This window comes from Spiroplasma eriocheiris (genome assembly GCF_001029265.1).
In the GTDB taxonomy this organism is placed as follows: Bacteria; Bacillota_I; Bacilli_A; order Mycoplasmatales; family Mycoplasmataceae; genus Spiroplasma; species Spiroplasma eriocheiris.
Genome location: NZ_CP011856.1, coordinates 496,120 through 512,555, shown reverse-complemented (window position 1 = coordinate 512,555; position 16,436 = coordinate 496,120). Strand labels below are relative to the sequence as shown.

General features: G+C 28.7%; 11 protein-coding genes and 1 pseudogene. 2 read left to right on the top strand and 10 right to left on the bottom strand.

Features of this window, described 5'->3' with window-relative positions:
• Positions 1-716, bottom strand: a pseudogene (locus SERIO_RS02390) (DeoR/GlpR family DNA-binding transcription regulator).
• Positions 717-986: 270 nt separating this feature from the next.
• Between SERIO_RS02390 and SERIO_RS02385 the strand changes: the two are divergent.
• The gene (locus tag SERIO_RS02385) at positions 987-1,700 is read left to right on the top strand and encodes a hypothetical protein (RefSeq protein WP_047791308.1); all 714 of its coding nucleotides are present in this window, start codon (positions 987-989) and stop codon (positions 1,698-1,700) included.
• Between the two features lie 34 nt (positions 1,701-1,734).
• On the opposite strand, the gene SERIO_RS02380 is transcribed toward SERIO_RS02385, so the two are convergent.
• The 7 genes from SERIO_RS02380 to SERIO_RS02355 all read right to left on the bottom strand — a co-directional run bounded on the left by SERIO_RS02380 (position 1,735) and on the right by SERIO_RS02355 (position 9,553).
• Positions 1,735-2,274: an MSC_0063 family putative ECF transporter S component gene (locus tag SERIO_RS02380; RefSeq protein ID WP_047791307.1), complete on the bottom strand. Its 540-nt coding sequence runs from the start codon at positions 2,272-2,274 to the stop codon at positions 1,735-1,737.
• A 16-nt stretch (positions 2,275-2,290) separates the two neighbouring features.
• Complete coding sequence (fmt, locus tag SERIO_RS02375) at positions 2,291-3,250, bottom strand: methionyl-tRNA formyltransferase (protein ID WP_047791306.1); 960 nt, start codon at positions 3,248-3,250, stop codon at positions 2,291-2,293.
• Positions 3,251-3,266: 16 nt separating this feature from the next.
• Positions 3,267-5,303, bottom strand: coding sequence for a DUF2779 domain-containing protein (locus SERIO_RS02370; RefSeq protein WP_047791305.1), 2,037 nt, complete (start codon positions 5,301-5,303; stop codon positions 3,267-3,269).
• Between the two features lie 70 nt (positions 5,304-5,373).
• Positions 5,374-6,003, bottom strand: a complete 630-nt coding sequence (locus SERIO_RS02365; protein WP_047791304.1) for a hypothetical protein — start codon at positions 6,001-6,003, stop codon at positions 5,374-5,376.
• Between the two features lie 152 nt (positions 6,004-6,155).
• A complete protein-coding gene (locus tag SERIO_RS02360; RefSeq protein WP_047791303.1) occupies positions 6,156-7,793 on the bottom strand; it encodes an APC family permease in 1,638 nt (545 codons plus the stop codon).
• Between the two features lie 75 nt (positions 7,794-7,868).
• Positions 7,869-8,336 (bottom strand): hypothetical protein, encoded by a 468-nt coding sequence (locus SERIO_RS06255; RefSeq protein ID WP_148553415.1) that lies wholly within the window; start codon positions 8,334-8,336, stop codon positions 7,869-7,871.
• Positions 8,297-9,553 carry an APC family permease gene (locus SERIO_RS02355; protein ID WP_053040812.1) on the bottom strand — a complete coding sequence of 419 codons (1,257 nt, stop codon included), beginning with the start codon at positions 9,551-9,553 and terminating at the stop codon, positions 8,297-8,299. The genes SERIO_RS06255 and SERIO_RS02355 overlap by 40 nt, the downstream gene beginning before the upstream one ends.
• 758 nt (positions 9,554-10,311) lie before the next feature.
• Between SERIO_RS02355 and SERIO_RS02350 the strand changes: the two genes are divergently transcribed.
• Positions 10,312-14,532 (top strand): hypothetical protein, encoded by a 4,221-nt coding sequence (locus tag SERIO_RS02350; RefSeq protein ID WP_047791302.1) that lies wholly within the window; start codon positions 10,312-10,314, stop codon positions 14,530-14,532.
• Positions 14,533-14,607: 75 nt separating this feature from the next.
• Here the strand turns inward: SERIO_RS02350 and SERIO_RS02345 are convergent, their stop codons facing one another.
• Both SERIO_RS02345 and SERIO_RS02340 read right to left on the bottom strand, forming a co-directional pair.
• A complete protein-coding gene (locus SERIO_RS02345; protein WP_047791301.1) occupies positions 14,608-15,648 on the bottom strand; it encodes a rod shape-determining protein in 1,041 nt (346 codons plus the stop codon).
• 115 nt (positions 15,649-15,763) lie between these two features.
• Positions 15,764-16,435 (bottom strand): hypothetical protein, encoded by a 672-nt coding sequence (locus SERIO_RS02340; RefSeq protein WP_047791300.1) that lies wholly within the window; start codon positions 16,433-16,435, stop codon positions 15,764-15,766.
• Position 16,436 lies beyond the last annotated feature (1 nt).

Genomic DNA, 16,436 nt, shown 5'->3' with positions numbered 1-16,436 from the left:
TTAATTACTTTTCTTTCAATTTGCGGAAATAATTTCAACCTCATTGGTTGTCGCAAATTTTACTAATGATTTATGATTAAATTTAGTTTGGTCGGCTAAAACATAAACTTGCTTTGCTCTTTTAATAACTTCAGCTTTAATCATTGCTTCTTCAGGATCAGTTGTATATAACTCATTGTTATCAATTCCATTTACTCCTAAAAAACCTAAATCAATATTATATTTTTGCAAAGTGCTAATTGCTTCTCAACCGATTAAAGCACCAGTTGATAGCTTATACTTACCCCCAATAAATAAACATCATGAAAACCAGCGATAGCTAATAATTCCGCATGTAAAATTGAATTAGTAATAATGATAATTTTTTGGGTTGGATCAATTAATTTAATCAAAGCTAACGTTGAAGAACCAGCATCTAAGTAAATTGACATTTTATCTTTAATTAATTTAACAGCTTTATCAGCAATTAAATATTTTTCTTTCGCATTATGCTGAATCTTTTGATTAATTTGTTCTTCAAAGCCATATTCTTTGCTTTCCTTTAGTTTAACTCCCCCATGAGTTCTTTTAATTAATCCTTGTTGTTCCATTTCTGTTAAGTCGCGCCGAACAGTAGTTGGTGAAAGATTTAGTTTTTCAATAATATCATTAACTAAAATGATATGGTCCTCTTTTAATAATTCTAAAATTTTATGCCATCTAATATCCTTTATCATTCTTTATCACCTAGTTTTATTATATCCTAATTTAACCAAAATTAACCAAAAAAAACCAAAAATAATAAATTATGATAGAAATTATTCATTTTTAACATTTTATTTGTTTGAAATTTATGAAGATTGTTTTAAGCATTTTTTTATGAAATTGCTATAATTTAAGTATCTTACAATTAATTAATGTAGGAAGAAAATTACAAAGAGAGTATTTAAAATACCATAAAAAAGTTTATTTTTTATGGTATTTTTCTTTAATTGGAGGTGTTCCTTATGCGAGAAGAAATTTTATCTTCAGATACTGATGAAGGATTTGAAGAAGATTTAACCGAAAATAAACAATTGTTAGGTAACAACAATTCTTCACCAGCTTTGGAAGAAGAAAGACAACCATCACAAGAATTTAAAGAAAGCTCTGATGAAGGGTTTGTTGAAGATTCAGATGACAAAGATTTTGAAAATGAACCGGGCAATAATAAAAGTTTATGAACTAGAATAAAAAATAAAATTACGGGAAATAATGAAGAAATAAAAGTTAGTAATGTTGCTTTTTTAGCATTATGAAAATTCCATAATGATTTAAATAAATACGAAAAAGATGAGCAAAATAAAATTAAGGGATGCTATCAAAAATTTCACAAAAAAATTTATAATATTTTAGCAAATAGTAATGAAAATGATGAAATTGTAATAAAAGTTGAGGGACGAGAAGTTGCAGCCATTACAATTGGAGAATTAAAAAAAATGTCTGGTGATCCGGTCAAATGAGTTTATGATCAAATTGAAGCTAATAATAAGATCAAAGAAACTCATACAATTAATGCAGAAGAACTAACGGAAAAGCAACAAAAATTAATCCAAAGAAAAATTGAAAATGCAAAAAAAACAGAAGATATTAAAGCCCAAATGGATAATCAACTTAACGAACAACTAGTACTTGCTCCATCGACCCCTCCACCAGTGAGTGACGACTCAATTCATAGATAACAAGATAATTTAATTAACATAAAAAATGGATAATTTAATTATCCATTTTTTTATAAATATCAAATTGTTGATCATTCCATATTCGATAATTACTTTTAATATTAATCCGTTCTAATGTTACAGAAATGATAATAGAAAAAATATAACAAATGCCAATTTGGATGGCATCATTAATTAACTCAATAATAGCTGCGGATGGGCCAAATAATAAATAAGCATATAAAACATATCATAATAACATTAAACTACTTAACAAGTTTGCAACATACCTTGTAATAATACGATATAAAAAGTAAGTAAGAACAAACATTAAGATTCGAATAATAATTGAAACCGGAATGAAAACTAATCCCCCTGTTATTAAATCAATTATTCCGGCATAAAGAATTCCCGCAATTAACATTAATGGTCCGCGAATAAATATTGTTAATCCTAAAAATAACCCATCTGATAATTGTAAAATACTTTTCCCATTCGCAATTTTAATAAACTGACTAATAAAGGCAATAATAATTAAGATCGCAGTAACTAACGCAAGGGTTGTTAAATAACGAATTGATTTTAAACGGTACATAAAGTTCTTTTTCCTTTTAAACAAATTGTTGATGAATAGCAATTTCAGGGGAAGGATTATTATAAAAAACACTAGTTTCAACTGGTTTTTTTCCTTCGCGTTGAATTTTTAGGAGGATAAGATAACCATTAATTACTTTGATTTTAATCCCTTCTTTAGTTAAAGCGACAATTGTCCCGTTTGCTAATTGCTGATCACTAGTACTTAAATGGTCTAAACTAATTTTTGCTTCATGAATTTTATAAATTTTATCATTGATAGTAGTATAGGCAATTGGCCACGCATATAGCCCCCGAATCTGGTTATAAATATTTTCTTTAATTTGATTCCAATTAATTCGCTCTTCTTCGCGGGTGATATTATATGCAAAAGTAACCTTTGTTTCATCCTGGGGTACTGGGTGGTATTTATTTTCTAAAGTTGGAATTAAATGATGTTTAATAATATCAATTGCTAACAACATTAATTTATCATGCAGAGAACTTGCCGTCTCAGTTAAACTAATTGTTAGTTTGTTTTGGTAATAAACATCCCCAGCATCCATCTTTTTAACCATTTGCATTAAGCTAATCCCCGTCTCATGCTCCCCATAAATAATTGCTTTATGAATCGGCGCCCCGCCCCGTAATTTTGGTAATAATGATGCATGGACATTTAAACAATTAATAGTTGGCAATGCTAAAATTTTGCTCGGAATAAATTGACCATACGCACAAGTTAAAATTAAATCTGGTTGCAACTGGGCTAACTCTTCATAGGCATCAATTAATTTTTCTGGTTGAAAAACTAGTAAGTTCTTAGCGAGCGCTAATTGCTTCACAGGTGAAAACTGAACTTCTTGTTTACGGCCAGTTTTCCGGTCGGGTTGGCATACTACCCCAACAATCTCAAACTGGTTTTTCATTTCTAACAACGTTTTTAAAACACTTGTAGCAAACATGGGGGTTCCCATAAAAATTACCCGATATTTTTTCATTTTAATCATTCCTTTTCTATAAATAATGGTGCAAATGTAATAATTGCTTAATATGTTGGAAAATTACCACCATTGCTAACGTATCACGGTTACAATATTTCAGCATTGCAGAACGAAAATATTTTAGCCAAATTGGTAAGGTGATATTATTTTCAACACGCCGACGGAAGGTTTCACTGGCCATATCTCCTTTTCGAATTTTTAACTCCTGGTAAGTAAACTGGGGGTCAAAAGCCGGTTGGGTTTTTTTAATTGATTTGGAACCATAAAATTCTGGTTTATAAATCATAAAGTCTTTAAAAAAATCCATTAAATCAATTGTTTTCGCTCTAATTTCTAATAATTTAGTTTGGAGATATTGGTATTGTTGTTTAAGTGCTATGTCATCTGTAGTAGAAATTTTTCAGTTCAAATAATCTCCTAGTTCAAAAAGAACTTTACATTCAAAACTTTTGTAATAGGCCACATAAACTCCCATCCCATTCTTAGTTAAATCAGCAATTAATTGGGTCGCTAATGTTAAGCGTGGGTCTTCAAGGCCATCAGCTAAATAAGCATAATGATCCATTGTATTTTCATCTTGATAATCAAAATTATCATCTGTTAAAACATGAACTGAATATTGAAAAGGGATTTGTTGATAAGAATATGAATAATCAAACCGTGGGACGGCTGCTTTCATTGTTTCAAAATCATACATATAAATGGGATATTGATATTGACGAAAAATCTGTAGTAATTCATCTACCCGGTGGGGATTAATAATAGGTTCTAAATCCTGAAGTACTTTAATTTGGCGTATTTGAGGTTCATTAAATTGTAAAGGTTTTTTTAAGATAGCGGAACGTTTAAAATTGAATGGTAAATGGATATCTTTTAACATTATAATATTTTCTTCATATAATAATAAGGTTTTCTTACCCATCCCGCGGTAAAGTTCAAACACACTATTATGTTCGGGGAGTAAGGCACTTGCATGTTGGCAATAACCATAGTAACGGAAATGATCATCTGGTTTTTGGTTTCAGCAACTAGCACTCATAAATAAATCATAAATTTCCGTTAATGACTTTTGATATCCTAGTTTAATTGCTACTAAATCAAGTTCAATTGCACGCTCATTTTTTAACTGCGGGTCAGTAATCTCGCCAGTTGTTAACTGCTGGGCAAATGTCATTAATGATACTCCCGCCATTCGTTTTGATGGTTGTTTAAAATGATCTTGCAACATAAAAAGGCGGTCATAATCAATATCACCATGACGATAATATGACGGATCTAATAACATTACTGAAATTTTACTAATTCGTAGACCACAACCTGTTAAAACATAATATTGGTAGGCAATATCATAGGCATGATCAATCTTGAGATCTTTTTCAACATACTCACCATAGTTTTTATCATATTTTTTGCCGGTAGAAGCTTTTACTTCAATTAAATGAAAGCTACCATCATCTAAACGCTTTAAAATATCACATTTGGTAATACAATTATTATATTCAAAAGAAGGCTCAAAATATACTTGGTAAGATTGGTCTTGTAAAACCTCCTGGGTTTTCGCAAAAGCATTTTTTTTACTATAATGGTCAAGATTAAAACATTTATAATCACGAGTAAAATATTCCCGCGCCCGGGCGCCCACTTCATTTCCATCTGCAATGGTTTCCCCCGGATAAAATTCAATAATCTCTTCGGGATCAATTAACTGATTTAAATCATCATAATAATTGATTAGTTTTTGAGTGTCAAAATCATCTTCGCCTTCTCCGGCTGGTCATGATGTTTCTAGCATTAAATCATAGAGGTTTTCATTCAAAATATTAATATTATTATTCTCTTCATCTTCATTTTCATCATTTAAAAAATTATCTTCATCAATTTTTGCCCCATGAATATTATCTTTTAAATCAAAAAAAACCGACAGTTGTTGTTCACTAACCCATGTTTGAACTTGTTTTAAGTTTGCCCGGTTAGCTAATGCTCAGGATAATTTAAAACATTTTTTAAAACGTTTGTAATCTTCTTTTTTTAAAGTAAGTTTGGCATCCATTTTTATTAACCTCCAACTAAATTAATTATACTAATAAAACAAAAAAATAAATTCAAACTTGAATTTACTTTTATTTGCGGGGCACAAATTTTTCAACTTTTGGTTTTGGTTTATCTTCGGGGTAATCACTACCCGCTGTTTTTTTACCAGCTTTTCGTAAATTGCGTTCTTCTTCCCGTTTTTTTAACATTTCTTGACGTTGTTGTTCAATTTCTTTTTTGGTTTGTTCTTTTTGGGCTTTTTTTTCTTCTTTTGTTAACTTAACTTTCTTTTCAATAATATTAATGCGGCGTTTAGCTTCTTCTAAATCAATTTCTTGGTTAACAGTTCACGTTGTTTCATATTGTTTTTTACTAATTTTTTTTGAAATTCCTTCAATTTCAAACGCTTTTTGTTCTAAAAAATTATTTGTTTTTGCCTCGTAAATATCAACAATTACATCAAAAATATCACGGTATTTATATTCTTTCCCTTTGCGGGGAATAACTTTTTCATATTCTAAGCGTAAATTTTTACGATTATCAGTTTCTTTAATATATTGTTTAATTTTATCTTTAACTTGTTTTTTCCGTTTTTCCCGCTCTAATTTTTGGGCTTTCTTTCCCATTACCGACGAAACTACCGCAAAAATAATAACTGCTACTACAATCACAACTAAAATAATATTCATTGTCATTGAATTTCCAAATAAATTTGACATTTAAAATAAACCTCCCATAAGTTTTAGTTCTATGATGAATCTAACCGCTAGATAATACTAACCTTTTTCTTACTAATATTATATCTTAACAAAATGAATAGTAAATAAAATTTACCAAGATTCTAACTTTAAAACCTGGTAAATTTTATAATTTAAGTTGTAACACTTTTGGTTTCTTCTTCAATAATTGCAATCCGTTCTAATTCCGCGGCACTTTCATTTAGTAAATGCTGCGCGGCTTCTTGTTCTGTCATTGGTAAAAATTCAGCATCTAATTGAACTTGCAAAGCAGGGTTATTTTTTAACCGATCACGTAGTTTTGGCAAATAATAAATAAAATACCACCCCACGGCTACCGCAACAAAGAATCAAAACATTAAAAATTCAATTAAAGTGGCGGCTAAAGTTGCGCCGGTTTCATTAATCATTGTGGTAATCATTTGATAATTAAAAATAATAAATTGGATTGTTAAAAAAATAAACGTAATACTAAATAAAATTCATTCTCAAACTTTAATTTTTAATTGACGACGAAAGCCCATCACACAACATGCTGCTAACACAAAAATATAAATAACAATCGTAATATTTGTTGAGAATCCTAAGACGGTTCCAAAATCAAAGCCCGAACCGATTGCATCAGGGATTACTAGCATAATAATACAAGCAATAATTGTAATAATTAAGTTAACAGTACTTGCTCGCATTGCAATATTTTCTTTATCTAAGACAGCTAATTTTTCACTAATATATCCTTCTTTTGCTAATGGTTCAATCATTCCTCCCGAATATAAGGAATTTTGCATTGCGCCGTTTAGTTTTAATGATAAAGTACAAATGACCAAAATTACCATTCCGGTGGTTCCGGCAACCCCAGCAACAACGTTATTAGGATTATAATTACTTGTTCCTGAACTTCACCCATTATGGTTAATACCACCTTCCGTAATGGCTCCAATAATAAAGACGGTAACTACTAAGTAAAAAATTGTTGCAATCGCTAAAATAATTAAAATTCCGCGCCCAAAATTTCGTTGGGGATTTTTAACATTTTTGGCAACCACAATAAATGTTTCAAAGCCAACAAAGAAATAAAAGAAACTACTAAAAGCATTATTAAACTTGTCAACCGTAAAGGATAAGTTTTTTGTTCCCCGGGCGGCCTCGCTAAAAGCAACATGACCATTTTGAGCCATTAAAATAATGGCACAAATAATTAAGAAAATAGTTGAACCCCATTTAATAATTCCCGATAAATTAACAAATCAACGAAACCCTTTCATTCCAAAGTACATACAACTAGCAACTAAAGCATAAATTAAGATTCCAATACTATCAATAATTAGATTTTCTCATCGTTTCGGAGCTCACGCAAAAATTGGTAGTTGGTCTAAATTAGTCCGAAACATTGAAATAATAGTGACAATAATTGTCGAAGGTAAGGTAATATATTGGATAAAACCAATTAACCAACCACAAAAACGACCAAAGACTCCACGGACATAAACATAAGCCCCACCATTAGTATCGTGGTAAACCTTACTACATTTGGCAAAAGCCCAGGCGCTCCCCCATGCCATTAAGGCTCCTAATAAAATAATTCATAAAATATGTAGGCCTAACCCCCCAGTTTGCCAGTAATATATTGAAATAAATGACATTGGAAACGCAATTCCACAAGTATAGTTAAACCCAATTCAAACTAATTCCGCTAAACTAATTTTACTTTTTTCCGGTTTTGATGTTTTGAACCAGAATTTCATTTTTGTCCAAAATCCTTTTTTTTCCATTTTTAAATCCTTTCTATTTAATAATTAGTAAAAAAAGAGCGAGATAATAAATCTATCATCTCCCTAAGTTAGTAATTATTCTTCTCGTAAATCTCCTTCTAAGGTAAGGGCTTCTTCACGAATATGAAGCGCATCCTGAAGATTTTCATTATCTTGGTTATGATGAATTGCCTTGTTCCGAACTAAATAGTTATCTAATTCATCTTGAATTTCTTTCATTACATAGTGTCAATCATCAACCACTACAAATTGCGCATCTAAAGTTTGTTGAATAGTTGGATCTTTTTGCAATCTTGCTTTGTATTTAGGAATATAATAAACAAAATATCAAATAATTGCAAAGAGAATCATCGCTAGAATGTAAGCAACTTCAATGGTATTTGAAACCAGGGCAGCTACTCCCGCTGCTGAATCCTTGGTCCCTAACTGAGCAATGGCACTATCATATGATTTTCCTAAATCAATAAAAAACTGAATAAATTGTCAAATTAAGAAAACAAACACTAACATTCAAGCGATCATTTCCCAAATTGTCACTTTCATTTTTTAGTAAATCCTAATTTTAAAGCCGTGGCAATTACAAAAACATAAATAATAATCATAATTAATGAGGCTTCTCCGACAATTGCGGCATAGGAGAACACCGAGTCTCCACCAGTCGCCCCTTGAATAATATCGGGGATAAATAGTCAAATAATGGCAAAAATTAAGGTAATTACTAAGTTTAAAAATGATGCACGAAACGGAATGTTATCTTTTGTTAATTCTTGATATTTGGCTGGGAAAATTCCCTCTACCGCAAACGGTTCCAAAATTGACCCTGAATATAAGGCATTTTGCATTGCCGCATTCGCTTTTAATGATACAGTACAAATTAACATAATAATAACACCAATATAATATAACCAACTTCCCGCATGATCCCCTAATAGCCGAAAGACTTGTAAATTAGGATTATTACTAAATTCCCCGCCAATTGCTCCTAACATTAGAATAGTTACCACCACATAAAAGATAGTTGATAATAGCATCGTTCAAATAATACTACGTCCAATATTTCGTTCGGGATTTTTAACGTTTTTTCCAATTGTCGCATATGTTTCAAAACCAAGGAAGAAAAAGAAACACGAGGTAAAAGCAGTAGAAAAATTGCTCGGATTTAATTGGGTATACTTACTACTAGCGTTTAAATCTCATGCTGGAGTGCCATTTAAGGCAAACATCGCAATTAATGCAATAAATAATAACGCAGTTGAACCTCATTTAATATAACTTGAAGCATTTAAATAGCGTTTTAACATTTTCATTCCTAAAAATAAAGTACATGAGACTAACATATAGACAAAGACCCCAACAGCATCTCATGTTAAATTAGCTCAATTTCCTAAACTATCTTTGGTATCTAAAAAGGTTCCTGATCCCACAAAGTTTAATCTAATCATTGAGACAATTTGTGAAGTAACAATAATTGGTAAAGTGGTATATTGTAAAAAAGAAATAAATCAACCTCAAAATTTACCAAAATTACTACGCACATAAATATAAGCGGCCCCATTGCCTGCTGGGTGTACCCGCGATAATTTATTAAAAGCTCACGCACAAGTTCCCGCCACCAATCCTTCAATTAAAAAGATTCAAATCATGTGCATTCCTAAAAATAACCCATCATGTTTTTCCGATGATATCATTAGCGTTGCATAAACTGAAGTAAAAGCAATTCCACAAGTATAGTTAAAACCTAATCATACCAACTCTTGCAAACTAAACTTCTTTTTTCCCCACTAACTATCCTATTTTCAGTTTTCGCAGAGTTTTTTATTTTTTTAAAATACTCCTTTCTTTTTCAAAAGATATTAAATAATAAACTTGATAAAGGCATTGTAGTCCTCTTAATTTAAATAAAAGTATATTACTAAAATTACTTTAAACTCAAAATGAATTATAATTTAAAGTAAATCTAGATATCTAATTTATTGGCATATCATTTATTTAAATTTATTAAATAATTCCTTTATATAAGAATTAGTATAATTAAAAATAATTGAAAAAGCAAGTAAAAAATGTCAAGTATTTTAAAAAACCCGATAAAATTAGCCTTTTTTACCACATTAAATATTAATTAACTTCAAACATCAAACTTGTTTAAATATAATTACTCTTATTTTTTATTACTATTTTAATTATTTGATATACTTGTAGCGAATAAATAAATTATTCACATTTATAAACAAATGAAAACATATTAGAGCACACAAAGGCCGTAAAAGTAAACAATATTTTTACGGTTTTTTTATTTATTTAGAAAAAATAGAAAGACAATTAGGAAACTTTAACATGGAAACAAATAATAATACAGTAAAACAAAAAAAAAAAAAAAATTGAGAATTTTGCAAAAGACTTAATAATTTATCAAGAACATCCGGAAATTATTGACGATGAAAATTTTATCTTTGCTTATGATGACTTTTACAATGAAACAGTAAAATATAGTGATGAATTATTAAAAAATGAAGACCTAATGAACGATATTGTAAAAATAAAGAACTTTTTACAAGATAAAAACTATCAAATCACAACAGAAGAATTAAACAAAACTCTAGCAAATCTTAAATCTTACCAAAAAAAACTAACTAAATTAGAGTTAGAAATGAAAAAAAAGAAAAACTCAAAAATTGTTAATTTATTAACTAATATTCTTATAATTTTGACAAAAGTAATAGAAATTTTAACGACTTGATCAAAAAATCTACGTTTTGGCATTGCTGAATTTATGGTTGGAAAAGAACACATCAATCGAATCGAGCCAACAGAATATTTTGATCTAAATGAATTAAATAAATTAAGGGAAAATATTTTAGATGCAGAATTCATAATATCTGCAGTGGGAAACTTTAACATTTTTTTAAAAGAAAACTATTATGATGCAATTCCCAAAAACTTATATAAATTCGTAGATGATGAAGCTGAAGAAAATAATCATTTTGATGAAACAATGGTTTTTGAACTTGAAAGTTTAAAATTTTGACCAGTTAATATCCGCCAAAAAATCCTTACTAACTTACTTAGTTGTTTAGAAGCTTGTGTGGCTAAAAATAAAAATTATTCATTAGAAAACTATCAGCAAATGAACAATATGATAAATGATGAATTAAATACTATCGCTAATCTTAGTATAGAAAATGAAAATCTAAATGAGAAAATTGCTGAAATTGAAGAATTTATTAAAAATAGTGACCAGGAAATTTTTGAATCAGTTAGATATTTGCAATATCTTGATGATCTAGCACTAATTCAAGAACATCATATTACCGAAGTCTATGATTATTTATTGATCCCAGAAAAAGATGAATTAGCAAAAAAAATAACAGAAATGACGCAAATCTTAGAAAATAAAACATCAATAACTGAACAATATGAATTAATAACTAATTATATAACATTCATTCCCGCGTTAAATGTAGACTTGGAATATTTTGAAAACTTTAGTTTAGCTACTATTAACAATATCTGGCAACAGCTCCTTAAAACCCCTGACAAAGATTTAATGATAGAAAAACTAATTAATCATCTGGAAACTAGTTATTGAGATAATTTAAAAGAATTTATTAGCAATTATCAAAAAACACAGATCTTTATCTTACAAAATCTTTTAATAAAAATAAAAATGGGTGAAACCGATAATATTGATTGATTCGCTATTAAGACTCAGTTTGAAATATTACAAAAAAATGAAGACAAGTTATTAGAATCAATAACACTATGTAATAAAAATTATACAAATCTTATTCATCTGATAGTTCCTAATGATCAAAAAAAATGTAAAAATATTATTGCAAAACTAGCGATAACTACTCAATCTATTGAAGACCATACTAACCAAATTATTCCAATTTATGACCAAACCAACCCACCAGAATGAATACATGAACTCAACCAATTTGACAATAAATTTGTGGGATTTTTAGAGCAGCAAAATTTTCCTGAAGATAACATAAATTCAATGAAAAAGAAATATAGTTCGCAAAAACAAAGTCAATATCGTTTTGCATTTTATAAAGAACGAAGTCTACCTCAAAACTTTTTTAAAGAATTTGATATTTTAAATGTTAATCAATTAAGCTTTCATCATTGGTATCAAACTGGTTATGCTTTAATTGATAATTTTATTGAGAAAAAATCGCTTGATAAAAATAATATATCTTTTAAAGAAAAAGAAGATGAATTATTAACCTTCCAATTAAGTAATTTAAAAAAACCTGCGTTTTATACAACATTAATTGAAAATCTTGAAGCGGAACAAAGAACTTTATTAAAAGATTATCCTGATTTAGAACAATTTTTGCAAAATATGTTTAAAAATAATGAAGAATATATCGCGACGACAGATGCTCTTTATGAAGATTTTTTAGTATCTAAGGCTAGTACATTAGAAAATAATGATGATTCAAAAAATGAATGATACCGATATCATTATTTATTAAAATCAAAGTACAATCATGAATTTATGAGATTATTTAATTATTTTGGTCCTAAAATATACTTGCTTAAATTTACCAATGATGATTTTGCTGAAAAAATTCTTCAAGAAATTAAAACTGAGATGTCACAATTTGAAATAGATTTTTTGCAGACAGTTGGATTAACAAACAACAAAGCCCTTGCAGCAGACCTTGAAAATTTAATTATTAAAAATTTAGATAGAATTACTAAACATAATGAATCAACAACTTTTGAAATGTCATCTACTAGCCTTGAACACAAATTACCAACTTATGACATCATTCAAAAATACTATGAATGCACTAATAAAATTAATTCATTAAGTTATTTTAGATATTTTGCTGAACTTTATGATACTAATAATCCTGATGAAACATTTAAAAAAGATAATTTTTCTAATTGATTTATGATCCCTTATGAAATTTTGCATCAAATAAAATCTGAAATTTTTGACGCACAAAACGAAAAATATCAAGAATCAATCTTTAAAAATAAAGGTCATGAAATGATTAAGAAAATAAGGTTCATTCAACAAAAAATTATTAATGAAAAAGAAAAAATTGATGAAATAATTTCAAAAAATAAAACTGAAATTAAAAATGATGATCAATATAGTTTTGACCAATACATAATAAGCATTTTAAGAGACATTAAAGCTATTTTTTGTGAAATAATACATGCAGTGATCGAAAACCACGACAAGTTAAATTTAGAAATAAATGATTTTAATAATGCCATCTTAAATCATTTGGGAAAAACAATTGATTTTGAAAATATTGATACTCTCCCCTATCATAACCTTCTTATTGATTGAAATAAAATTGATATGCATTTGGAGGCCTTTAATCTAGAATCATTAAATTCTAATGATCAAAAATATATAGCATCTAATTTGTTAGATACAATCCAGATTTTAATTGATGAATTAATTTCCAATAACTTAAAATTAAAAAAACTTGATGATGACCAAATACCTTTGAAAAGAGAAACATCCCTATTTTCTGACATTAATTCATTAGTCCAACTTTTTTGTGAAAAAAATGCTCAGCAAATTTTTGGTTCAATAACAAAATTAAATGAAAATAATAACAAGCTAAATATATTATTAAACAAAGAGTTTGGAATAGTCATAGAAAAGTACAAAAAAGAAATTGAAATTGGAACTGATAAACTAAAAGAACTAGAAACAGAACTAGAAAAACAACAAAAAATTCACCAAGAAACACTAGATAAAGAACTAGAAACAAAACTGAAAGATTTTGAAGTAATGAAGAACTTTATTGCTAAGTTAGAAACCTTTTCTTTCGATAAAGATAGTTTATTTAAGACGATTCTTAATTTAAGCGGAAATGAAACATTAAACCATAATCAAGTAATAGTATTCCAATCTGTTTGAAATTCTATAAGCAAGAAAATAGAAGAAAATAAAAACATAGACAAAGAAAAAGAAAATTTAATACAAAAGATAGCAAAATTAGAACAAGAAATAGGCAACTTGACAACTAATGTTGTAAGTTCTGACATCAAAGATGATTTTATTGAAAATTATTTGAAAAAATTAGAAACCTGAAAGATTAAGCAGCAATGGAAAACAAAAACTGAGTTTCATGAACCATATGTCAGCTACAAAAAAGAATTTAAAAATAAAAAAATAAATGATTTTAAAACCTGGGTACAACTAATTATTTTAACTAAAAATGTAGATCTTCATAATAAAATTAATGATGATGAAACTGCAAATAAAATTATTAAATATGCACTATTAACAATAATAAAAGCATGTGAACCTTATTCAAATGTTCTTGATCAAGTGGGGAAAAAAAGTACTAAAGATTGAGAGAATGATAAGAATAAACCAGTAATTATTCAAAATAATACAGATATAAATTCGAAACTTAATTCTACACCCTTATTTAATAAATATCAAAGTTTTGATGATCCACAAGAAATTATTAGTAATTTAATAGCGGAAGACAAATATCAACTTATAAAAGAAATTGCTAAGATGTTACCTGAAAATATGCTAAATGGCCTTAGTTCCTCATCACAAATTGAAAATAAATTATCATTAAAAGTAAAGCAAATATCAAATGATATTAAAAAATATATGCTATTTGTTAGTCAACTAAATAAAAATTTAAGTGGATCCCTTTCATCCTTAAATTCAAATAGTACCACTACAAACAGTGCTAACAGTTTTTGAAAGATTTGATCACCAAAGAAAGATTCTTCTAGATAATCGCTATATAAAAAATGAATTCTCTTTTAGAATTCATTTTTTTATTAAACAACATAGTTTTTAAATTATTATTTTTTAATAATCTAATTCTTTGTTTTTGATATGTTCTTGACGCATAATATCATAAATATCAGATTCAAATTTTTTTGTCCCATTAATAACTGCCAATAATGGTTGTTCACCAATTTTAGCTGGTAGTTGTAAAGTATCTTCAAAGTAAGTGGCAATTCCTTTAATTAAACCACCCCCACCACAAATGGTGATCCCATTTTGAAAAATATCTCCCGCTAATTCTGGTGGTGTTTCTTCTAAAACTTGAACTGTTAAATCAATAATACGGGAAATTGGAACTTTTAGAACTTCACGAATTTCTTCGGGAACTAGTTCAATTTCTCGTGGTAAACCAGAAACAACATCACGACCATATACTTTCATTTTTCGTTCATCAGGATATTTTGCTAAACTACCAATTTCAATTTTAATCATTTCGGCTGTCTTAATTCCAATTTCTAATCCATATTGACTACGAACATATTTTAAAATTTCATCATTTAAGTAGTTACCAGCAACTTTAACTGATTTTGATAGCACAATATCTCCGGATGATAACACCGCAACATCAGTTGTTCCACCACCCATATCAACAACTAAGTTTCCATTAGGTTTATAGATATCAACTCCCCCACCTAAGGCTGCCATTTTAACTTCTTCTTCAACAAAGACACGGTCAGCTCCTAAGTTAGTAGCAATTTTTTTCAAGGCATTTTTTTCTAATTCTGTAATTACACTAGGACAAGCTAGTAACATTACTGATCCTTTTAATTGTTTTGAGACATGTAAACGGTTAAAAATATATTTTAATTGGGCTTCAGTTGCTCTAATATCTGTGATAACTCCGTCAACCATTGGACGGACAATGCGAATTGATTTGTTACCTTTTCCGATCATTTTATATGCTTCGGCTCCAACAGCAATAATTCGATTTTCTTTAATTTTGTAAGCAACAATTGAGGGTTCATTATAAACAATTCCACTTCCTGAAATGTAAACAAGTGTAAATGCTGTTCCTAAATCAATTGATACAAAAGTCGGTTTCTTATTGTTAATCAATGCCATATAAAAATCCTCCTTAAGTATAATTATATTCTAATTCTTATATTAAACAAGATAAAAATTAGGAAAAAATATAATTATTATTAAATCTTCAGGCAAAATTTTAGAATTTTAAAAACTAAGTTGCTAACCATGAAACTTTAATTGTTAATGATTTTGTTTTAACTTCACCAGTAATTACTGACCAGGAAGGAATTTTAAGATTACCATATTTTAAATTTGTAATTTTAACTTTTTGAATTTGATATTTTAATACCACATCACTTGGTTGCGAAGGTTGTAATAATCCTTCCACTTGTAAAAACTTAATATTAAAGAAAACAACATCTGTGTAATATCCCCGGTAATGCATTAAATTGCTGTTAACCTTTGCTAAATTAGCAGGAAATGATAATTGGGTTGTTGGTAAAAAATTGGGGACAAATGAATAAAAAACCTGGTTACGAATAACTAACTCATTTTTAAAATTATTTAATAAATTTAACTGGTCTGCTAACCAGCGGTTCACAACATTAATTTCTTGGCGATAAATAGTAACTTTCCCCTGGGTTGTTAAATAAACAATATTTTTTAAGGGCACAACATGATCATTTTCATCCGTCCCCATTGCATAGTTAGTAATCGCAGGATTGGCATTTTGATCAATTGCAACTTCAACTTGGGGGAGGTGGCAATTAATATTATCAATCTTAATGGTGTTATCGGCGTGAAAATTGTGACAGCCACTAAGCAAACTAGCAGAGGTACTGCTCAAAATAACGGCACTAAAAAAGGCTAATAACTTTTTCATA